Here is a 19,367-nt window from a genome sequence, read left to right on the forward strand (position 1 = left end):
GGGTCGCGGCGAAATTCTACGACCCGGGCCCGCGCATGTTACGCTCCATTAAGCGCTGATACAGGCGTGGTGACAGTCGGTTGAACCACCACGATATGTGTGCAACGCGACCGACCGGGATCATGGGCTGCGATTTGTCCAGTCCGCGCAGGATTGCCATGGCGGCACTCTCGGGGCTCATTTCGTCCATTCCGTCCTTGGCCGATCCGGGGCGCGCGGTTCCATCGGGTTGCTCCATTGCGTTGCCGGGGTTGGTGGCCACAAAAGACGGCGCTGCAATCTGAACCTGAACGCCATGTGGCTTTTCTTCGGATCGAAGCGATTTGAAAAAACCCTCAAGCGCGTGTTTTGAGGCTGCATAAGCCGTGCGATGGCAGAGCGGAGCGAAACCAGCCACCGACGAGATCGCCAGATGTGTTCCCTTTGACGCGCGGAGAGGCTGCAAGAATACGCGAGCCATCTCAACAGCTGCAAAATAGTTGATATCAAACAGTGCACGGTGACTGGCCGTGTCAGACCGGTCAAACCCCCGAATTTGCGTAACCCCGGCGTTGTAGATGACCAGATCAATGCTGCCGCTTGACGTGATCGCCCTTTGAGCTGCGTTGGCAAGCTGTTCGGGGTCAGTCAGATCACAGGCAATTGGCAGTTGGTTCTGTTCTGTTTGCAGGCCGGACACATCAAGATCCAACAGCACCACCCGCCACCCACGGGCTTGCAGTGCACGGCTCAAAGCTTGTCCCAAACCGCCCGCACCGCCAGAGATGACTGCGGTCTTCATAACCCGGCCTGCCGTTGCCAGAGCGCAAAAACCTCGGCGCTGGATTTTTCGGGCACATAGCCGAATTCAGATTTCAGGGCGGAATTATCCAGAACTGGCCGATATTGAAGGAACCGTACCTGTTCCGGCCCATAGCGAGATAAACTCAGTGGGCGCGCCACGGCTAGGGCCGCTTTCAGCACCCATGCGGGCAGACGCAGAACCGGTTTTCCCATAGCGTAGGCCAGGTCGGTCACGCCCATCGTTCCGTCACCGGCGACGTTGTAAATCCCGGCTGGCCCGTCGGTTGCTGCGCGCTGAAGGATGCGTGCCAGATCCTGGGTCCAGATAAAGACAAACGGGCTTTCGCTGCCGGACACCGCCAGCAAACGGGGTTTGCGAAACAGGGCGGTGATCTGGTTTTCGGTTCCAGCCCCCAGAACCGTTCCAACGCGCAAAACAACCTGCTCAAGATCCGGGGCGGCACTGCGGGCTTCGGCCAAAATCTCTTCGACCTGACGCTTGTGATCTGAATAGGGAAACTCGGGGTTGCCGCGCAATGGGTCGTCTTCGCGCAACGGCACAGGACTGTCTGCATGATAGCCATAAGCGGCACCGGAAGACGTAACGACCAGTCTGCGCACCCCGTTTGCGATGGCGGCATTCACCACATTTCGCGTGCCTTCGACATCGACAGCATAGGCTGTCGCGCGCCCCATCTTCGGCGGCGGCGTTACGACAGAAGCCAAATGCACAATCACATCCGGATTCACCTTGGCAATCACACGTGCAGGAGCGTCGGTTGTAACATCCATGGACAAAAATGAGGCGTCTTCCGGCAGGTTAACCGGGCGTTTCAGATCGGTTGCAAAGACCTCGTGCCCAACAAATGCGGGCAACAGCGCTTGCCCGACCATCCCGGCAGCGCCGGTAATCAGGATGCGGGTCATCGCGCGGCCTCGGTTCGTGCCATGACCGAAGCCAAAGCCAGGCCCGAAATAGCGTGCCATACTCCCCAGAATGCAGCGACCACGGCCATGCCGCCAAGACCGTTGAAGAATGCAAAGATCAGGACGAGCCCAAGTCCGGAGTTTTGAATGCCGGTCTCAATGGTGATGGCGCGGCGATCAAAGGGGGACAACCCGGTCAGAGTGGCCACAACCCAACCACCCCCCAGCGCCAGGGCATTGTGAAGGATTACAAGCCCGGCAACAGCCCCGGCAAACCCAAGGAAAAACCCCCAGTTGGCAGCCAGAGCAAGTACGATAAACCCAGCAAAGATACCCATCGACAGAAGTTGCAGCGGTGCGCGCAACCGTGCCGTCAAGGCGGGGAGGTGTTGATTCAGCGTAATTCCCAGAACCAGCGGCAGGATCAGCATCAGACCGACCAGGATTGCGATCTGCATTGGGTCGATCTGGGTCTGTTGCAGGATTGCGCGGGTCGGAGGGTAAAGCCCACCCCAAAGCGCAATATTGAAAGGTGTCATGAAGATCGCACAGATGGTGGCGAAGGCTGTCATCGACACCGAAAGCGCTGCATTCCCGCCCGCGCGGTGGGTGATGAAGTTCGAGATATTGCCCCCTGGGCAGGCCGCGACAAGGATCAGGCCAAGCGCAATTGACGGTTGCGGTGTGGTAATCCACACCATCACAAAGGTCAGCGCAGGCAGGACGACGAGTTGTGAAAACAATCCGACAACCACTGGTTTGGGTGCGCGCCTTAAACGGTCAAAATCCCGAGGCGTAAGGTCGATGGCAATCGAGAACATCACGATTGCCAGAATAGCATTCAACAGCGTCAGAGACGCCGGACTGAAATTCAGTGTGATCTGGTCAATACCACTCATGCGGCTGCCTTCCGCAGCCGGTCGATCCAGCCGGTGACAGCCTTTCTGTAGGTATTCTTGTCCACGTAATAGGCCATGCGGGGCAGGTCGATATAGTTCATGCCTCCGGTGGCGCGCGCATAGTCTTTTTGCTTTTCTGCGTGCAGATCGGCTGCCACGGGGCAGCCGTGTCGAAGCCCTTTGATGTAGCGCGCCACCATCTCGGCCTGCTCGTGCCTTCCCTGCCAGCCCAGGCCCGTGGCCTCGACCATGCCCAGCACGAACAGATCGTCCCGTTCGGGATGTATCGTGTTCAAATACAGATGCGGGGCGTCGCCCTGCCAGTTCAGCAGGCCCTTGTCGATGAACGGGTAATGCAGTTTGTATCCGGTCGCGGCGAGGATCATGTCATAGTCGTCGCAGGAGCCGTCCTTGAAATGCACGGTGAGGCCCTTCAGCCGGGCGATATCCGGGCGGATGCTCAGATCGCCATGGCCTGCGTGATACAGAACCAGCGAATTCACCACGGGGTGGCTTTCGTACAGCTTGTAACCCGGTTTGGGAAAGCCGTATTTCTGTGGATCGCCGACAAACCAGCCAAGGATCAGGCTGTCGACCTTACGCTTCAGCCACATCGGCAGACGGATCTTTCCACCTATTGTGTCAGCGGGTTTGCCAAAGACGTATTTCGGGACGAAATAATACCCGCGCCGCATCGACAGATCGCAGCGTTTCGCGTGGTGGATGGCGTCGACTGCGATGTCACAGCCGGAATTGCCTGCGCCCACGACCAGCACACGCTTGCCGTCGAATTGGCTTGGGTACCGATATTGCGAGGCATGGATCAACTCGCCGTCAAATGTACCCGGAAAGCTGGGTACATTCGGTTCCGACAGGGTACCGTTCGCAATGAGTACGCCGGCATATTCGGCCTGATGGTCGCCATCTTGGTCTCGCCAGCACACGCGCCAACCGTCACCCGGATTGCCCAGCGGAGCGACCTGAGTGACTTCTGCATTGAATTTGTAACCCTCACGCAACCCGAAACGGTCCGCAAATGCGCGGAAATAGTCGCGCATCGCCCGGTGCGAGGGGTACTCGGCAACCGCGTCATCCATGGGGAAATCCGCAAATTCGGTCATACGCTTGGATGAGATCAGGTGCGCCGACTCGTACATGGTTGATCTTGGGGCATCGATATCCCACAAACCGCCCACATCCGAATGCAACTCAAACCCCTGAAATGCGATTCCCTGTTCTTTCAGCACCTTGGCCGCGGCCAAACCCATTGGCCCCGCCCCAATCAGGGCGAATGTGTCGCGCGTTTCTGTCATGAACCCTCCCAAAGTTCGTGAGGTTTAAATTGAACGAACGACCAAAATAAGGCAAGGTGAATTTTATGACGCTGAAAAACGTAGAAAAGCCAAGACAAAGAGCACCGTCCAAGCGGTCTTTGGAAACCAAAGCGCGGATCATGGACGCGGCCGAAACAGTCTTTGCCGAACGCGGATTCGAAGGCGCGTCGATCCGCGATATCGCTGCGCTTGCAGGGGTTCAGGTTGGCCTTGTTCATCACCATGGCGGCGGCAAGGAAGAGCTGTTTTTTCGAGCGATCGAACGCCGTGCGGGCAAGCTGGCACAAATCAGAACCGATGCGCTGGCCAAGGCAAGAAAAGCAGGTCCGCTAACATTGCGCAGCATTCTGGACAGTTTTATCCGGCCTTATGTGGAACTGGCAGAAACAGGCGGTTCGGGATGGATGGCGTATGGGCGCCTTGTGGCGCATGTCTCGGTCGATCCCCGCTGGCGCGATATCGCGGCTGAGTGTTTCGACCCGACCGCCCGGCATTTTATCGACGAAATCGCTGCGCTTTATCCGGATGTTGACCCTGCGCTGCTGGCCAGCGGCCAGGTCTATTCCGTGTCGGCAATGCTGGCGCATCTCAACAGTGGTTGGCGGGTCGGGGCCCTGTCGCATGGCGGCGGAGTGTCAGAGGTGGAACGCCTGATCGAATTTTGTGCAGCCGGTATCGAAGCGATGGTTCAGACCAGTCGCGGTTGAACGCGCAGCATTGCTATTGCTGCAAATGGTTGAACAGGATGGTGCTGAACACAGAAGGTGGTGACGTCCGGACGGCGCTGGGTGAAGCAAAGAAACCAAACATCATGATCATAAGGATCAGGGCTGCTCCGGCAAGGAACGCCGCAGAAAGCTGAAAGACCGAACGAACCATTGGATTATTCCCTGTAAATACTCAACAAAGTTTGCGGTGTCTTGCGCATCACGAGAGCTTTGACAGTTCTTGTCTCAGCCTTTCATTTTCGGCCTGCAACTGGGCCAGTTGCTGGCCTAAACTGTTTAGATGCGGGCGCAGTTCGGCTTCGGTGAAACGCGGCGTGATGTGGCGTGGGCAGTTCCAGTCAAGCGCCTCAACTCGAATGATCGCGGCCCGCTCTGCGGGGGCTTCGGCCCCCTCCGGATACAAGCTGGCTGCCGCTGCTTGACCTTCCGTGAATTCGACACGCCCCAGGATCTTCAAACGGTGTTGATTGGCATAATCCATCAGGATCATCGCGACCCGATCGTTGCCATCCAGATTTCCGCGCGAGATATACTGTTTGTTGCCTGAAAAATCGGCATATCCGATGGTTTGCGGCCCCAGCACCTTAAGAAACCCGACCGGCCCGCCGCGATACTGCACATAAGGCCAGCCTGTTTCAGACACCGAGGATTGATAAAACCCGTCGCGCGCCTGAATGAACTGTTTTTCGGGTTCGCCGATCAGATGGCCCTGTTGCGGGCCACCTTCAATGAATTTGGCATAGGTTTTTGCCGATCCCATCCGCTCCTGATGGGCGCGGACGGTTGGGGTGAAGGTCAGTTCTGAAAACGCACGCGGCACAGTATGTCCTTTCAAAGACCCAGATCAGACAACTCGGGATGGTCATCGGGGCGTTCACCCAATGGCCAATGAAACAAGCGGTCGCTTTCGGCTATGGGGTGATCATTCAGCGAGGCATGCCGATGCGACATGCGTCCGTCTTCGGCAAATTCCCAATTCTCGTTGCCATATGACCGGAACCACTGACCGCTATCGTCGTGCCACTCGTAAGCGTAACGCACTGCGATGCGATTACCGGTAAAGGCCCAGAGTTCCTTGATCAGCCGATACTCCAGTTCCTTGTGCCATTTACGGCTTAGGAAGGCGTGAATTTCGTCATGCCCTGATAGAAATTCCGCCCGGTTTCTCCACTGACTGTCATCTGTGTATGCGGGGGTGACGCGGTCGGGATCGCGGCTGTTCCAGGCATTCTCTGCCATGCGCACTTTTTGCGTGGCAGTTTCCAACGTGAACGGGGGAAGAGGGGGTCGAGACATGGTGCAGGGGGCTTTCAGGTCAGAGAAGCGGCAAGAATGGCCAGTGTCAGAAGAAATGGAACGTACTGAGGGGGGAAAATGCTGGCGCGACGTTTCATCGGTCAAATCCTCTGGTGTACTGATCGGTTAACTTTGCAATAAGGTGTACCGATCTGTTAACTTTTGCAAGAGGAAAAGCAGAAAATTTTTCGCGCGGTTCAGGGCGAGTCGTGAGTTCTAATGAAAACAATGCTTTGTGTGAGGCCGGTTGTACTTCATGTTTCGGGGCAATATGTACAGAACGGTACACCATGGAGCCGAATCATGCGTCCAAACAAACGGGATGAACTTGTCAGCAAAGCCCTGAAGGTTTTTTACCGCGACGGGTTTCACGCGACCGGCATGGATAAGCTGGTGGCGGAAACGGGCGTTTCGAAAACGTCGATGTACAAACATTTCCGCACTAAAGAAGACCTGATTGTAGCCGCTCTGCGTCTGCGGGATGAGAATTTTCGCGAGTGGTTCTATCGGCGCATCGAAGAGATGGCAGAAACACCGGCCGGGCAACTCATCGCTAGTTTTGATGCCTTGAAGGAATGGTTCGAAGAGGATGGGTTCCGGGGCTGCATGTTCATCAAGGCCGGGGCAGAATATCAGGAAACAGACCATCCGATCCATGTGCAGGCAGCCGAACATAAACAGCTGTTGCTGGAGCATTTCACTTCCGTCGCCGAACAGGCTGGTGCGCGTGATCCTCAGAAACTCGCCAGCCAAATCGTGTTGTTGCAGGAAGGGGCAATCGTGTCTGCGGTTTTGCTCAAGAATTGTGATCCTGCGGAAGACGCCAGAGATGCGGCACAGCATTTGCTGGCATTGGCGCTGAGTTAATTTCCTTTAAAACAAGCAGGTTCTTAAAGTTACCTAGCAAAGAAACGTTGCGTTGTTCGAAGTCGGAACGCCACGTCACGTGGATTGGCGGGAATCGGGCTGAACGCTAGGCTTTCGCGAAAGACAGATTGGAGAGCCTTTGATGTCACTTTTCACTTCGACCGCGGCATGGATCACTGACGAACACCGCATGTTTGCGGATATGGCTGGCCGATTCATGGATGATGAACTGTCACCGAATATCGAAGCCTGGATTGAAAACGGGGCCGTTGATCGCGACTTCTGGCGCAAGGCTGGTGAAACCGGCCTGATGGCTGGTGCAATCCCCGAAGAATATGGCGGCGTCGGCGGCGGTATGGGCTTTGACGCCATCACCGCGTACGAACAGGGTGCACGGGGCGACGCTGGCTGGGGCTATGGTATTCAGTCGATCGTGACCCACTATCTTACCGCCTATGGCAGCGAAGATCAGAAACGGAAATGGCTGCCCAAACTGGCTTCGGGTGAGGTGGTCGGCGCACTTGCCATGACGGAACCCAGCACCGGCTCGGATGTTCAGGCTGTGCGCACAACGGCCGAGAAGGACGGAAACTCCTACCGGCTGAATGGCTCGAAAATCTTCATCACGAATGGCCAGACGGCGGATCTGATCATCGTGGCCGCCAAGACTGACAAGTCCGAGGGCGCGCGGGGTGTGTCATTGATCGCGGTCGAAACCGAAGGGGCCGAGGGGTTTCGCAGGGGGCGCAACCTCAAGAAACTGGGGATGAAGGGCAACGACACGGCCGAGCTGTTCTTCGAAGATGTCAAAGTGCCGATGACAAACCTGTTGGGCCCCGAGGAAGGGCAGGGGTTTTACCAGCTGATGAAGCAACTGCCGTGGGAACGGCTGAACATCGCGATCATGGCGCTGGGTTCGATCGATTTTGCCATTGCCGAAACGGTAAAGTACGTGCAGGAGCGCAAAGCGTTCGGTCAGCGGGTGATGGATTTCCAGAACACGCGTTTCAAGCTTGCAGAATGCAAGACCAAGGCCGAGGTGCTGCGCAGTTTCGTCAATGACTGTATAGGCAAGCTGGAGGCAGGCGAACTGGACGCGGCAACCGCCTCGATGGCCAAATACTGGGGCTCGGAGGTGCAGAACGAAATCATGCACGAATGCCTGCAGCTGTTCGGCGGTTACGGTTTTATGATGGAGTATCCGATTGCCCGCCTCTACGCAGACGCGCGCGTGCAGATGATTTACGGCGGCACGAACGAGGTCATGAAAGAGGTGATTGCAAGGTCGCTCGACGTCTGAAGGTATCCGGGCAGCCTCTTGCCGGATGTCATCATTCCTGACGGAATGTTCGCTTCTGTTGGACCCCGCAAGCCCGTGTTTACGGGGTTTTTTCGTTGCTGACCCGACCGCAGTTGCCCACTTGCAAAGGACGTGCAGCGGTATGATGATCCGCCGAAAAGACTCAGAGGTCTGACGTGAACGATCCCGAACAAGCCCTGTGGCGGACTACATGTACCGAAGCAGTCATAGCTCTGCCGCTGGGTAGTGATACAACCGTTGATCTGGCTATCATAGGTGGCGGATATACAGGGTGTTCAGCTGCCTTGACGGCAGCCCGGTCCGGCGCTTCGGTCTGTTTGGTGGAAGCGCAGAAGATCGGGTTTGGCGGGTCGGGGCGCAATGTCGGTCTGGTCAATGCCGGGCTGTGGCTGCCACCGGATGACATCCGCGCGCATATCGGTGCAGAGGCTGGCGATCGCCTGATCGATCTGCTGGGCAAGGCACCGTCGGACGTTTTTTCCCTGATCGAAGAACACGGCATCACATGCGAACCCATTCGCAACGGAACCCTGCATTGCGCGCATTCCGCCTCGGGGCTGAAGGACCTGCAAACGCGCCATGCCCAGCTAAGCGAGACTGGCGCGCCGGTAGCGCTGCTGTCGGTGGATCAGGCCCGTGACCGGACCGGTAGCGATGCTTTCCATGGGGCGTTGTTCGATCCTCGCGCAGGAACCATACAACCCTTGGCTTATGTCATGGGATTGGCGCGTGCCGCGTCTCAGGCCGGGGCGCAGATCCATGAACAAAGCCCGGTACAGACCCTTCGGCACGAAGGTGGGCAATGGGTATTGACGACACCGGGCGGGAACGTACGGGCGAGGTCCGTCATTCAGGCAACCAACGCCTATCACCTTGGCTTGCCAGATACTGCGCCTGCCTATGTTCCCGTTTATTACTTTCAATACGCAACGACCCCGTTGTCGCATAATCTGCGCGCCAGCATCCTGCCGCAGGCAGAAGGGTGCTGGGATACCGGGCTGATCATGACGTCGTTCCGGCTGGATCAGGCGGGGCGGATGATCATTGGCGGCATGGGCGATCTGGGGAATGCGGGTCGCAGTGTGCATGTCAGCTGGGTCCGACGCAAACTGGCCGAGCTTTATCCTCAGCTTGCAGATCAGCCGTTTGAACAGGGTTGGCACGGGCGGATTGCCATGACCTCGGACCATATCCCGAAAATCACGCAGATTGGCCCCAACGCTCTAGCCGCGCACGGATATTCCGGCCGTGGTATTGGCCCCGGCACGGTGTTCGGTCGAATGATGGCCAAAAGTCTTCTTGCAGGTGAGCTTTCGCTTTTGCCCGTTCCTGCGGTGCATGAGCATCGCGAAAGCTGGACGCGCGTGCGCCGCGCCTTTTTTGAATCCGGCGCGGCGCTGACGCATCTGATAAAGGCGCGGATCTGAATTCAGACCGAGCGGGTGATGCCACCATCAACCCGGATATTCTGCCCGGTGATGTAGCCACCGCCTTCGGATGCCAGCAGGGCAACGACCGAGGCGACCTCGTCATAACTGCGCCCATAGCGCCCCATGGGAATGCGCGCGCGGAATTCTTCTTTTTCGGGCAGGCTGTCAATGAAACCGGGCAGGATGTTGTTCATGCGGATGTTTTCGGCAGCGTATTTGTCCGAGAACAGTTTGGTGAACGCGGCCAGCCCGGCGCGAAACACGCCTGAGGTCGGGAAAACCGGGTCAGGTTCGAATGCAGCGAAGGTTGAGATATTGATGATCGATCCACCGCCCTGCGCTTGCATGATCGGCGTCACAAGCCGCGAGGGGCGGACGGCATTCATGAAATAGACATCCATACCGGTGTGCCAATCTTCGTCCGTCAACTCAAGGATCGGGGCACGGGGGCCGTGACCAGCGGAATTGACCAGAACGTCAATACGCCCCCAATGGGCCATGGCCGCATCAACAAGCTTTTGCAGATCCTCCGTGGACTGGTTCGAGCCGGTTACACCGACGCCTCCCAACTCATGCGCCAGCGCTTCGCCCTTGCCCGAGGATGACAGAATCCCGACCTTGAAACCGTCCGCGGCCAGCCGCCTCGCGGAATCCGCGCCCATGCCGCTGCCGCCTGCTGTGATCAGTGCTACTTTCTCCATCTGACGTCTCCGTTTTGATTTGGTTTCAGGATGGCGAATGAATTGCGGTTTGACCAATCCGTTTTGTTGAGTACTCGTAACCGTGTCCCGCAGCCGAACCTGGCCTTTGTTATGCGCAGCTGACGGCTGTCTCAGGTCTGAAGGGACGCTGCGATGGCTTCTATCCGGTCGCGTAACCAGCGGTGGGCGGGGTCATTGGCCGATCTTTGATGCCAGACCATGTAGATGGACACAGGGGGACAGGCGAAGGGTAAAGGTGCGCAATCCAGCGCGGCAAGTGGGCCCTGTTTCATCAGTGCCGTATCTGTCGAGATCAGGTCGCTGCCCTGCACAAAGGCCGGGATCGCGTTGAAATGCGGCAGGGTTACAACCGCAGGATTGATCTGGCTTTGATCAACGCCGCGCATAACGGCACGGGCGTTTCGGCCATCGGCAAAGCGCACTTCGACATGGTCGCTGTGGCAATAGTCCTGCCAGCTGTCCGGGGGCGTGCGTTGCGTGGCGTCGTAGAACACCATCAGCGGGCTTTCGATCAGTCTTTTCTGGAAAATATCCGGTCCGTCGGGCGGCAGCGGGGTTAGCATCAACTGGCACCGGTCGCTGCGCAACAATTCGGGGTCGGGCACACCCGATGGGATGAACTCCAACCGCAGGCGCACGCCCTCGGCGCGGGTGTCACGCAGCAGCTGTGGAAAGATCAGTTCTCGTGGCATGTCATTGGTGGCGATGCGGATGTGGATCTGTTCCGACAACGGGTCGAACGGTCGGCCGTCGGTCAGCGCCCGCATTCCGTCCAGCACCTTTTGCGCGGGCTCCTTCAGGGACAAGGCGCGCTCGGTCGGGGTCAGGCCCTGACCGGACCGGACAAACAACGGATCGCCCAGCACCAGCCGGAGCTTGGCCAGCGTGTGGCTGATGGCCGATTGCGTAACCCCCAGCCGATCTGCGGCTTTCGAGACCGAGCTTTCCTCGAGTATCGTCAAAAAAGTGCGTAGAACCTTGCCGTCGAGGTCAATGAAATCGAATTTGCTCATACTATTTATGACTAGTCATGAATGGATTTGCTGTCCATGGCGGGGTACGGGACGGACATCAACAGGAGATATGCGATGGGGATCCGCTTTTTCTCGGACAGAAACCGGCCCGTTCATATGGGCGGCTACCCGCTGGAGCGTTTGGCCCGGCAAGATGACATGCCGGACCTGTCGCTTGTGCCCCCTATGGCCGAGCTGAGTTTCCACCGACCGGAACACCCTGACAGCATCGTCAATGCGATGCGTGAGTTTCAGGCGATGATGGACGCCATCCGTGACGGAATGGTGAACCCGGTTGCATCCGAGGTTCCATCGAATCCGCAGGACCGGGCCAACCACATTAAAGCGTTCGGCTATTTCAACGATGCGTCGATGCTGGGGTGCGGACCGCTGCCATCTGACGCCCTGTTGCCCGAGGCCCGCCGCAATCCCGATATCGACCGGCTTGCCCACGCGTTGCGCACACGTCAGACCAAAACGCTGGCATCCGGGATCGACGTCATCATGGCTGATCTGAAAGACAGTATGGAGGCCGCGCCCAAGCCGATCGACAGCCATCGGCACAGCATCGTCTTTCTTTACGAACACAACCGCAATCCCGACCCGTCCGAACCCGGCGCTGATTGGATTGTCGGCGCGCAGGATCATCGTGCCTGTCTGCTGGCGACCGAGAACGCGGTGGTCATTGCCAATTACATCCGCCTTTTGGGCTTTGACGCGCGGGCGCACAGCCTGATGTCGACCGACGTGGATTTGGGTAAGCTGGCGGTGGCCGCCGGGTTGGCTTCGGTCGAAGATGGAGCGGTCGTCGTGCCCTGGCTGGGCAAGCGCTTTGGTTTGGCCGCTGTGACGACTGACATGCCGATCGCCCATGAAAAACCGCTGAAGCCTATGGCCGATCAGCCTTGGTTTCAGACGCAGGGGCCAGCATGGTGGTTGGGAACGGGGTTTGCCAAGAACGCCCTCAACCGTGATACATACGCCAAACGACGCTATGTGGACGGGGCCCATCCCTTCGAAAAGCTCAAACGGGTCGAGGCCCCGACAACCTATATCGACGAAGAGAACGTTGCCCGCGTTCCCAAGCGCGCCGACATGTTCGCCCGCGCCCAGTTCGGCGACATGGGGAAGCCATTGCAGGACGCCGCGAAAGGCGGGTACTACGTGCGCAAGGCCGCGCCCAGCTTTGCCCAACGCCGTGCTTTGGGTGCGTTTGTACTGTTGCAGGACGGTGAAAGTGCTGACGCGACCAAGCCATCTGACGCGCAACGCAACGCAGCAAACATCAAGGCTGCGACCTATTTTCTTGGGGTCGATGCGGTGGGTCTCAGCCGGTGCCCAGAATGGGCCTGGTATTCCCATGACGCGACAGGCGAAGAAATCGTGCCGCCCCATGATCAGGCCGTCAGCATGATCATCGATCAGGGATATGAGACGATGGAGGGTGCCAGCGGTGATGACTGGATCAGCGTCGCCCAATCGATGCGTGCCTATCTAAGGTTTTCTTTGCTGGGTGGCGTGATTGCACAGCAGATCCGCAATCTGGGCTACAATGCCAAGGCGCACACGGTGATGGATGGCGAGGTTCTGCAACCTCCGCTTTTGTTGCTGTCCGGTCTGGGCGAGGTCAGCCGGATCGGCGAAGTGATCCTGAACCCTTATCTGGGACCGCGCCTGAAATCAGGCGTGGTGACCACGGACATGCCGATCACGCATGACAGGCCCATTGATTTCGGTCTGCAAAGCTTTTGCGAATCTTGCAACAAATGCGCGCGCGAATGCCCATCGGGCGCGATCACGGCTGGGCCAAAGCTGATGTTCAACGGCTATGAAATCTGGAAATCCGACAGCCAGAAATGCGCGACCTATCGCGTGACCACTCTGGGAGGCGCGATGTGCGGGCGGTGCATGAAGACCTGCCCCTGGAACCTAGAGGGTATCTTCAAGGAGCGCCCATTTCGCTGGGCTGCGATGAACATCCCCTCGGCGGCACCGGTATTGGCCAAGCTGGATGATGCGGTTGGCAATGGTGGTTTGAACGACACCAAGAAATGGTGGTGGGATATCGAGTTGCAGCCCGACGGGGCGTATCGGCCAACTACACACCCATTGAACCGGCGCGATCTGCAAAAGGAACTGGACCTTAGATACGAGGATCAGACATTGGCGGTCTACCCCGCCTATCTGGCCCCGCACCCCTGGCCCTATCCGTTTGCAATGGATCGCGAGGCAGGAATTGCCGCCTATGAGGCTTTGGTGACAGCCGAAGAGTACAAGGCGCGTAAAGCTGCGGGGGATATGTCGATCATTCATCGCTATCAGGTCGCAGGTGACGCGCCGGTGATGCGGGTCGCTGTGACCAAGGTCGACAAGATGACCTCGGATGTCACCAAGTATGAGTTTTCCTCCCTTGACGGTGCGCCGCTTCCTGAATGGTCCGCAGGTGCGCATCTGGATGTGCTTGTCGCGCCAGAGTTCCTGCGCCAATACTCCATGTCTGGCGACCCGTCGGAACGGGGGTCTTATCAGATCGGTGTTCTGCGCGAGGATGAAGGGCGGGGTGGCTCGGCTTTGCTGCACCGAATTTTCAACGAAGGGCGCAAAGTTTTCATCTCGAAACCCATCAACCATTTCGAACTGAACGAAAAGGCGTCCAAAACCTTTTTGATGGGGGGAGGTATCGGAATCACTCCGATGATCGCATTTGCTCATCGCCTGCATTCATTGGGCATGGATTTCGAGTTGCACTACTCGGCCAGCACGCGGGGTGGGGCGGGGTATCTGGATGATCTGGCGGGGATGCCCTGGGCGAACCGCGTCCACTACCATTTCTCGGATGAAGGCTCGCGCGCTGATCTGGATGCGATCCTGTCGGGGTATCAGCAGGGATGGCACGTCTATACATGCGGGCCTGATCGGTACATGGAAGGAGTCATGCAGGCCGCGGAACATCAGGGTTTCCCCGAAGAGGTCCGACATCTTGAATATTTCTCGGTCCCGGAAACCCCGGACTACGAAAACCATCCATTTACCCTGAAACTCGCGCGTTCAGGTAAAACGTTGCCTGTGCCCGCAGACAAGGATGCCGCGCAGGTTCTGAACGAGGCGGGTTTCCACGTGGATGTGAAATGCGCCGATGGTATCTGTGGTGTGTGCAAATGTGGCGTCCTTTCGGGCGAGGTCGAGCATCGGGATTTCGTGCTGTCCAAAAAGCAGCGCCAAGGGGCGATGATTCTGTGCCAAAGCCGCGCTGCGGAGCCGGATGGTGTGATCGAGCTCGATCTGTAAGCATGGTCAGAAAGCGACCTTTGGACGGTTAAATTTGGTCGCTCGGCCCATGGACGTCAGGTGGGTGGTGAATTAACGTCGCCCCGAACCCAGATATCCCTGACCAACAGGTGCGAGGTAGCATTATGGATTATCACAGCCCCGCCAGCTTTGCCGAGGCTTCGGCTCTGGCCGCAAATGCGACGGGCATCACGCGCTTTCTGGCGGGCGGCACCGACGTTTTGGTGCAGCTGCGCTCGGAGTTGGTGACGCCTGATACGCTGATCGACATCAAGAAAATCAACGGTGTACACGACATTACCCACAAGGCTGATGGAAGCTGGACATTGGGAATTGCCGCAACCGGTGCCGAAATGAGCGAGCATCCCGAGTTGGGTCGTGACTGGCCCGGTGTGGTCGAGGCGATGGACCTGATCGGATCAACCCAGGTGCAGGGGCGCGCAACACCGACCGGTAACCTGTGTAACGGCTCACCTGCGGCTGATTCCGTGCCCGCCATGGTCGCAGCTGGTGTGACTGTTACCGTGACCGGCCCGGACGGCACTCGCGAAGTCGCGGTCGAGGATATTCCGACCGGCCCCGGCAAAACCTCGCTGGCCAAAGGCGAACTGATCTCGGCGGTCAATATCCCTGCGCGTGGTGAAAACGGCGGCGATGCCTATCTGCGGTTTATCCCCCGCACCGAAATGGACATCGCGGTGGTTGGCGTTGGTGTGAACCTGCGTCTTGACGGCGACACCATCACCGAGGCCCGCGTATCACTGGGCGCTGTGGCCCCGACCGTTCTGCTGGTCGAAGACTGTGCCAAGGCCATTATCGGCAGCGCGCTGGATGATGCGGCCCTGGATGCGCTGGCCGCCGCCGCCTCTGTCGCCTGTAACCCGATTGACGACAAGCGCGGCACGATCGCGTTCCGTACCGAGGTCGCAGGCGTTCTGGCCAAGCGCGCCGCGAAAATTGCCTATGCCCGCGCGAAGGGAGAAAACGCATGAAAAAGCTCCACGTAACCACCACCGTGAATGGCGATGCGGTCGAATACCTGTGTGATCCGCGTGAAACCCTGCTGGATTGTCTGCGCGACAAGCTGAACCTGACAGGCGCGAAAGAGGGCTGTGGCACCGGCGATTGCGGCGCGTGCTCGGTCACCGTTGATGGCCGTCTGGTCTGTTCATGTCTGATGCTGGGTGTCGAGGCCGAAGGTAAGCAGATCGAAACGGTCGAAGGCATTGCCGACGGTGATATTCTGCACCCGCTGCAAAAGAAGATGATCGAATACGCCGCCCTGCAATGCGGCATCTGCACGCCGGGCATTCTGGTGGCGGCCAAGTCGTTGCTGGAGAAAAACCCGAACCCGACCGAGGAAGAGACGCGGTATTGGCTGGCAGGCAACCTCTGCCGCTGTACTGGGTATGACAAGATCATTCGCGCCGTGATGGATACGGCGGCTGAGATGCGGGAGGCGTCGTAATGGCTCTGGACGATCGTAAATCAGACTTCACTTTTGTCGGCACCCGCCCCAACCGTCCCGACGGTCTGGACAAGGTGACCGGCCGCGCCAAATTCGGAGCGGATGCCTACGCCCCGGGAATGCTGCATGGCGCGATCCTGCGCTCACCTCATGCTCATGCGCGGATCGTGAAAATCGACACGTCGAAAGCCGAGGCGCACAAGGATGTCAAAGCTGTTGTGACGCGTGCCGACTTTGCTGAAGTGCCGTTCAAGCCCGGTCTGGAAGGTGAATTCTACAACGTTCTGGAAAACGTTATGGCCGGTGAGAAAGCGCTATATGACGGGCACGCGGTTGCAGCGGTCGCTGCGACTTCGGCATTGGCGGCGCGTGACGCGCTCAAGCTGATCGAGGTCGAATACGAAGTTCTGCCCCACGTCACCGATGTGGATAAGGCGATGGCACCGGACGCGCCTGTGATCCGCGAAGGGGCAGCGGATTATTCCGTGCCGGAAGGAATGCACCCGAACGTTGTCCGCTATCATGAAAGTGGTCACGGCGATGTCGAGGCCGGATTTGCCGAAGCGGATCTGGTCATTGAAGACAGTTTCGTCACTGAAGCGACGCATCAGGGTTATATCGAACCGCACGCCTGTCTGGCCATATTGGGTAATGACGGCAAAGGTGAGTTGTGGTGCACGACACAAGGGCATTGGATTGCGCAGAAAACCTGTGCCGCGCTTCTGGGAATTGAAACCTCGCAGTTGCGCGTCACTGCGTCTGAGATTGGCGGAGGGTTTGGCGGTAAGACAACCGTTTTCATCGAACCCGTCGCACTAGCGCTCAGCCGTAAGGCCAATCGCCCGGTCAAGCTTGTGATGACCCGGTCCGAGGTGTTCCGGGCCACTGGTCCGACTTCGTCTGCCTCGATGGACGTCAAGATCGGCATGAAGAAAGACGGCACGATCTCGGCGGCCCAGGGTGTTTTCCGCTTGCAGGGCGGGGCCTTTCCCGGTGCGCCGGGCGACATGACAGCCATGTGTGCCTTTGCGCCGTACAACCTGACCAACGTCAAGCAGATCGGCTATGACGTTATGTCCAACCGCCCAAAGCAGGCAGCGTACCGCGCGCCGGGTGCACCAATGGGCGCCTTTGCAGTCGAGTCCGTGATTGACGAGTTGTGCAACAAGCTGGGTCTCGACCCCGTTGAGGTGCGCCTGAAGAACGCCGCGCATGAGGGCACGAAAGCCAGCTATGGACCTACCTACGAGCGCATCGGTCTTGTCGAAACGCTGGAGGCAGCCAAGGCGCATCCTCATTATTCAGCTCCGCTGAAGCCGGGGCAGGGGCGCGGTATTTCCTGTGGCTTCTGGTTTAACCATGGTGGCGAGACCAGCGTTTCGCTTGCCTTGTCCGAGGATGGCTCGGCTCAGGTGATGGTCGGAACGCCTGATATCGGTGGCTCGCGCGCGTCGATGGCCCTGATGGCGGCCGAGGTTCTGGGCATCCCGTATGAAAACATCCGGGTGACCATCGCCGATACGGCCACGCTGGGCTACAATGACGTAAGCCATGGCTCTCGCGTGACCTACGCGTCAGGGCTGGCGACGATCAAAGCTGCGAGACACGCGGTTGAGAAACTGTGCGAACGGGCCGCGGCCAAATGGGGCATCCCGGTTGATGCGGTGAAATGGGAAAACGGCTGTGCGGTGCCCTCAGGCCCGAATGCAGGCGATTTCGATCCGATGCCGCTGGCCGATATCACCGCTGATATGGGCCGCACGGGTGGTCCGATCTCGGGCCATTTCGAGGCAACCCCCGAAGGTGCCGGCGTGTCTTTTGGCACCCATATCGTCGATGCCGAGGTTGACCCGGAAACCGGTAAGACCAATGTGACCCGCTACACGGTCATTCAGGACGCGGGCAAGGCGATCCACCCGACCTATGTCGAAGGCCAGTATCAGGGCGGTGCAGCGCAAGGTATCGGTTGGGCCCTGAACGAGGAATATATCTACGGCGAAGACGGTCGCTTGCAGAACTCGATCTTTCTCGACTACCGCATCCCGGTGGCCAGCGACCTGCCGATGATCGACACCGTGATCGTCGAGGTTCCGAATCCGGGCCACCCGTTTGGCGTTCGCGGTGTGGGTGAGACGGGTATCGTGCCGCCACTGGCCGCCATTGCCAACGCTGTGTCCAACGCGGCTGGCGTGCGGATGAAGCGGTTGCCGATGTCGCCGCCACGTATTCTGGCCGCTCTCAAGGACAATGGTTGAGGTTCACCTCTGGTCCGGCCTCCGGTCACTGACCGGGGGTCAGCAGGTGGTTGAGGTCGAGGCCAAAACCACTGGCGAGTTGCTGCGCGCGCTCGTGCGTGCACATCCGCAGCTTCAGGCACCCATCGACGCTGGCGTGTCTATCGCTGTCGACGGGCGCGTGATCGCGACCGGACTGACCGAACCAATTCCAGAGGGTAGTGAAGTCTATCTGATGCAAAGGCTGAGGGGCGGTTAAGCGTCAGGCGACCAAGGTTCGCGCCCGACCAATCGGTCTGCCTCGGCCGTGATATCGTTCATATGCTGCTCAAGGCTTTGGCGCAGGGTTTCGATTTCGTCTTCACTGGCTTTGCGCGGAACTGTTTCTGTCCATTCCCGGCACAGAAACACCCCCTCGTTACCCCATGGGCGGGGCATCAATAGATGATCCCATGTTCCTGCTTCGCGCCCATGTTTCGCCGAAAAGGTAATACCAAACACGCGTTTGCCTGATGTGCGCGCCCAGACCAGCGGAACCGTTGACAAAACCCGCTCTGGTCCACGGGGTCCGTCCGCCGCTATGCCAATGGATATTCCCTGTTTCATCTTTCCAAGCACTTCGCGTGATAACGCCACGTGGCGCTGATGACTGGACATGGCAATCGTGTCCATTCCGAACAGCTTTTGCACGCGACCCACCATGCTGCCAGCCCGCGCAGACGATGTAATCGAACAGATGCGCCCCTTGTCGAGTGGGAAGAAATAGGGCGACTGCGCCAGCCGTTGATGCCAGAGAACAACGATGACCGGCTCACCCTGTTCGGCCAACTGGTCCAGCTCTTCATAGCCGATGCGCTGCCAGCGTGTATTGCGGTGTACCAGCCGAATATAGTTTGCAATCCGACGCGCCACCCAGTTTAGCACAGCTTCGCTGTCTACAATCTTCTTACGGAGGTTCACGCCGGGTTCCTTCTGCTAACCGGTCCTTGTCTTAGCGCACCACGCGGTTTGCGCAACTTGTTTGTCCGGGCATTTCGTGGCTCGGAATCTGAAAAAG

Annotated in this window: 19 protein-coding genes; 9 read left to right on the top strand and 10 right to left on the bottom strand. The window is 58.4% G+C overall.

Annotated elements, in window-relative coordinates; all coding sequences use genetic code 11:
* Positions 1–16: 16 nt before the first annotated feature.
* The 4 genes from ACR0CE_RS05670 to ACR0CE_RS05685 are packed head-to-tail and all read right to left on the bottom strand — an operon-like array spanning position 17 to position 3,922.
* Positions 17–781, bottom strand: coding sequence for an SDR family NAD(P)-dependent oxidoreductase (locus ACR0CE_RS05670; RefSeq protein WP_480831364.1), 765 nt, complete (start codon positions 779–781; stop codon positions 17–19).
* Complete coding sequence (locus ACR0CE_RS05675) at positions 778–1,710, bottom strand: SDR family oxidoreductase (RefSeq protein ID WP_480831366.1); 933 nt, start codon at positions 1,708–1,710, stop codon at positions 778–780. Before ACR0CE_RS05675 ends, ACR0CE_RS05670 begins: the two co-directional genes overlap by 4 nt.
* Positions 1,707–2,609, bottom strand: coding sequence for a bile acid:sodium symporter family protein (locus ACR0CE_RS05680; RefSeq protein ID WP_480831368.1), 903 nt, complete (start codon positions 2,607–2,609; stop codon positions 1,707–1,709). The genes ACR0CE_RS05675 and ACR0CE_RS05680 overlap by 4 nt, the downstream gene beginning before the upstream one ends.
* Entirely contained in the window at positions 2,606–3,922 is a 1,317-nt protein-coding gene (locus ACR0CE_RS05685) for a flavin-containing monooxygenase (RefSeq protein WP_480831370.1), read from the bottom strand. The genes ACR0CE_RS05680 and ACR0CE_RS05685 overlap by 4 nt, the downstream gene beginning before the upstream one ends.
* Before the next feature lie 65 nt (positions 3,923–3,987).
* Here ACR0CE_RS05685 and ACR0CE_RS05690 point away from each other — a divergent pair, with 65 nt between their 5' ends.
* Positions 3,988–4,650, top strand: coding sequence for a TetR/AcrR family transcriptional regulator (locus tag ACR0CE_RS05690; RefSeq protein ID WP_480487655.1), 663 nt, complete (start codon positions 3,988–3,990; stop codon positions 4,648–4,650).
* A gap of 13 nt (positions 4,651–4,663) precedes the next feature.
* Here ACR0CE_RS05690 and ACR0CE_RS05695 read toward each other — a convergent pair whose 3' ends face one another.
* From ACR0CE_RS05695 to ACR0CE_RS05705, 3 genes are read right to left on the bottom strand one after another with little or no spacing between them, the layout of a single operon-like run.
* Positions 4,664–4,822 (bottom strand): hypothetical protein, encoded by a 159-nt coding sequence (locus ACR0CE_RS05695; RefSeq protein ID WP_480487657.1) that lies wholly within the window; start codon positions 4,820–4,822, stop codon positions 4,664–4,666.
* 48 nt (positions 4,823–4,870) lie between these two features.
* Complete coding sequence (locus tag ACR0CE_RS05700) at positions 4,871–5,491, bottom strand: pyridoxamine 5'-phosphate oxidase family protein (protein ID WP_480587823.1); 621 nt, start codon at positions 5,489–5,491, stop codon at positions 4,871–4,873.
* A gap of 11 nt (positions 5,492–5,502) precedes the next feature.
* A complete protein-coding gene (locus tag ACR0CE_RS05705) occupies positions 5,503–5,967 on the bottom strand; it encodes a nuclear transport factor 2 family protein (RefSeq protein WP_480831373.1) in 465 nt (154 codons plus the stop codon).
* 303 nt (positions 5,968–6,270) lie between these two features.
* Between ACR0CE_RS05705 and ACR0CE_RS05710 the strand changes: the two genes are divergently transcribed.
* The 3 genes from ACR0CE_RS05710 to ACR0CE_RS05720 all read left to right on the top strand — a co-directional run bounded on the left by ACR0CE_RS05710 (position 6,271) and on the right by ACR0CE_RS05720 (position 9,582).
* On the top strand, positions 6,271–6,834 hold the full coding sequence (locus tag ACR0CE_RS05710) for a TetR/AcrR family transcriptional regulator (protein WP_480831375.1): 564 nt from the start codon (positions 6,271–6,273) through the stop codon (positions 6,832–6,834).
* A 142-nt stretch (positions 6,835–6,976) separates the two neighbouring features.
* Positions 6,977–8,134 carry an acyl-CoA dehydrogenase family protein gene (locus tag ACR0CE_RS05715; protein ID WP_480831377.1) on the top strand — a complete coding sequence of 386 codons (1,158 nt, stop codon included), beginning with the start codon at positions 6,977–6,979 and terminating at the stop codon, positions 8,132–8,134.
* 176 nt (positions 8,135–8,310) lie between these two features.
* On the top strand, positions 8,311–9,582 hold the full coding sequence (locus ACR0CE_RS05720; RefSeq protein WP_480831378.1) for an NAD(P)/FAD-dependent oxidoreductase: 1,272 nt from the start codon (positions 8,311–8,313) through the stop codon (positions 9,580–9,582).
* 2 nt (positions 9,583–9,584) lie between these two features.
* Here the strand turns inward: ACR0CE_RS05720 and ACR0CE_RS05725 are convergent, their stop codons facing one another.
* A complete protein-coding gene (locus ACR0CE_RS05725; protein WP_480482134.1) occupies positions 9,585–10,286 on the bottom strand; it encodes an SDR family oxidoreductase in 702 nt (233 codons plus the stop codon).
* A gap of 131 nt (positions 10,287–10,417) precedes the next feature.
* Positions 10,418–11,320 (bottom strand): LysR family transcriptional regulator, encoded by a 903-nt coding sequence (locus ACR0CE_RS05730; RefSeq protein WP_480831380.1) that lies wholly within the window; start codon positions 11,318–11,320, stop codon positions 10,418–10,420.
* A 75-nt stretch (positions 11,321–11,395) separates the two neighbouring features.
* On the opposite strand from ACR0CE_RS05730, the gene ACR0CE_RS05735 reads away from it, so the two are divergent.
* The 5 genes from ACR0CE_RS05735 (at position 11,396) to ACR0CE_RS05755 (ending at position 18,569) form a co-directional block, all read left to right on the top strand.
* Positions 11,396–14,608 carry a reductive dehalogenase gene (locus ACR0CE_RS05735; protein ID WP_480831825.1) on the top strand — a complete coding sequence of 1,071 codons (3,213 nt, stop codon included), beginning with the start codon at positions 11,396–11,398 and terminating at the stop codon, positions 14,606–14,608.
* Positions 14,609–14,733: 125 nt separating this feature from the next.
* Positions 14,734–15,600: an FAD binding domain-containing protein gene (locus tag ACR0CE_RS05740; RefSeq protein WP_480831382.1), complete on the top strand. Its 867-nt coding sequence runs from the start codon at positions 14,734–14,736 to the stop codon at positions 15,598–15,600.
* On the top strand, positions 15,597–16,076 hold the full coding sequence (locus tag ACR0CE_RS05745; protein ID WP_209597982.1) for a (2Fe-2S)-binding protein: 480 nt from the start codon (positions 15,597–15,599) through the stop codon (positions 16,074–16,076). The genes ACR0CE_RS05740 and ACR0CE_RS05745 overlap by 4 nt, the downstream gene beginning before the upstream one ends.
* Positions 16,076–18,331, top strand: coding sequence for a xanthine dehydrogenase family protein molybdopterin-binding subunit (locus ACR0CE_RS05750; protein ID WP_480831384.1), 2,256 nt, complete (start codon positions 16,076–16,078; stop codon positions 18,329–18,331). Before ACR0CE_RS05745 ends, ACR0CE_RS05750 begins: the two co-directional genes overlap by 1 nt.
* Positions 18,324–18,569, top strand: coding sequence for a MoaD/ThiS family protein (locus ACR0CE_RS05755; protein ID WP_170346142.1), 246 nt, complete (start codon positions 18,324–18,326; stop codon positions 18,567–18,569). The genes ACR0CE_RS05750 and ACR0CE_RS05755 overlap by 8 nt, the downstream gene beginning before the upstream one ends.
* On the opposite strand, the gene ACR0CE_RS05760 is transcribed toward ACR0CE_RS05755, so the two are convergent.
* The gene (locus tag ACR0CE_RS05760) at positions 18,566–19,270 is read right to left on the bottom strand and encodes a lysophospholipid acyltransferase family protein (protein WP_480831386.1); all 705 of its coding nucleotides are present in this window, start codon (positions 19,268–19,270) and stop codon (positions 18,566–18,568) included. The two genes, ACR0CE_RS05755 and ACR0CE_RS05760, sit on opposite strands and share 4 nt — an antisense overlap.
* Between the last annotated feature and the right edge of the window lie 97 nt (positions 19,271–19,367).

The sequence above is a fragment of the Ruegeria sp. L11 genome, from assembly GCF_056531755.1.

Excerpts from the sequence above, each read along its gene's own strand:
- ACR0CE_RS05670 (WP_480831364.1), bottom strand. The coding sequence starts at position 781 with ATGAAGACCGCAGTCATCTCTGGCGGTGCGGGCGGTTTGGGACAAGCT.
- ACR0CE_RS05730 (WP_480831380.1), bottom strand. The coding sequence starts at position 11,320 with ATGAGCAAATTCGATTTCATTGACCTCGACGGCAAGGTTCTACGCACT.
- ACR0CE_RS05740 (WP_480831382.1), top strand. The coding sequence starts at position 14,734 with ATGGATTATCACAGCCCCGCCAGCTTTGCCGAGGCTTCGGCTCTGGCC.
- ACR0CE_RS05725 (WP_480482134.1), bottom strand. The coding sequence starts at position 10,286 with ATGGAGAAAGTAGCACTGATCACAGCAGGCGGCAGCGGCATGGGCGCG.
- ACR0CE_RS05745 (WP_209597982.1), top strand. The coding sequence starts at position 15,597 with ATGAAAAAGCTCCACGTAACCACCACCGTGAATGGCGATGCGGTCGAA.
- ACR0CE_RS05695 (WP_480487657.1), bottom strand. The coding sequence starts at position 4,822 with ATGGTTCGTTCGGTCTTTCAGCTTTCTGCGGCGTTCCTTGCCGGAGCA.
- ACR0CE_RS05680 (WP_480831368.1), bottom strand. The coding sequence starts at position 2,609 with ATGAGTGGTATTGACCAGATCACACTGAATTTCAGTCCGGCGTCTCTG.
- ACR0CE_RS05735 (WP_480831825.1), top strand. The coding sequence starts at position 11,396 with ATGGGGATCCGCTTTTTCTCGGACAGAAACCGGCCCGTTCATATGGGC.
- ACR0CE_RS05715 (WP_480831377.1), top strand. The coding sequence starts at position 6,977 with ATGTCACTTTTCACTTCGACCGCGGCATGGATCACTGACGAACACCGC.
- ACR0CE_RS05690 (WP_480487655.1), top strand. The coding sequence starts at position 3,988 with ATGACGCTGAAAAACGTAGAAAAGCCAAGACAAAGAGCACCGTCCAAG.
- ACR0CE_RS05685 (WP_480831370.1), bottom strand. The coding sequence starts at position 3,922 with ATGACAGAAACGCGCGACACATTCGCCCTGATTGGGGCGGGGCCAATG.
- ACR0CE_RS05705 (WP_480831373.1), bottom strand. The coding sequence starts at position 5,967 with ATGTCTCGACCCCCTCTTCCCCCGTTCACGTTGGAAACTGCCACGCAA.
- ACR0CE_RS05710 (WP_480831375.1), top strand. The coding sequence starts at position 6,271 with ATGCGTCCAAACAAACGGGATGAACTTGTCAGCAAAGCCCTGAAGGTT.
- ACR0CE_RS05675 (WP_480831366.1), bottom strand. The coding sequence starts at position 1,710 with ATGACCCGCATCCTGATTACCGGCGCTGCCGGGATGGTCGGGCAAGCG.
- ACR0CE_RS05755 (WP_170346142.1), top strand. The coding sequence starts at position 18,324 with ATGGTTGAGGTTCACCTCTGGTCCGGCCTCCGGTCACTGACCGGGGGT.
- ACR0CE_RS05750 (WP_480831384.1), top strand. The coding sequence starts at position 16,076 with ATGGCTCTGGACGATCGTAAATCAGACTTCACTTTTGTCGGCACCCGC.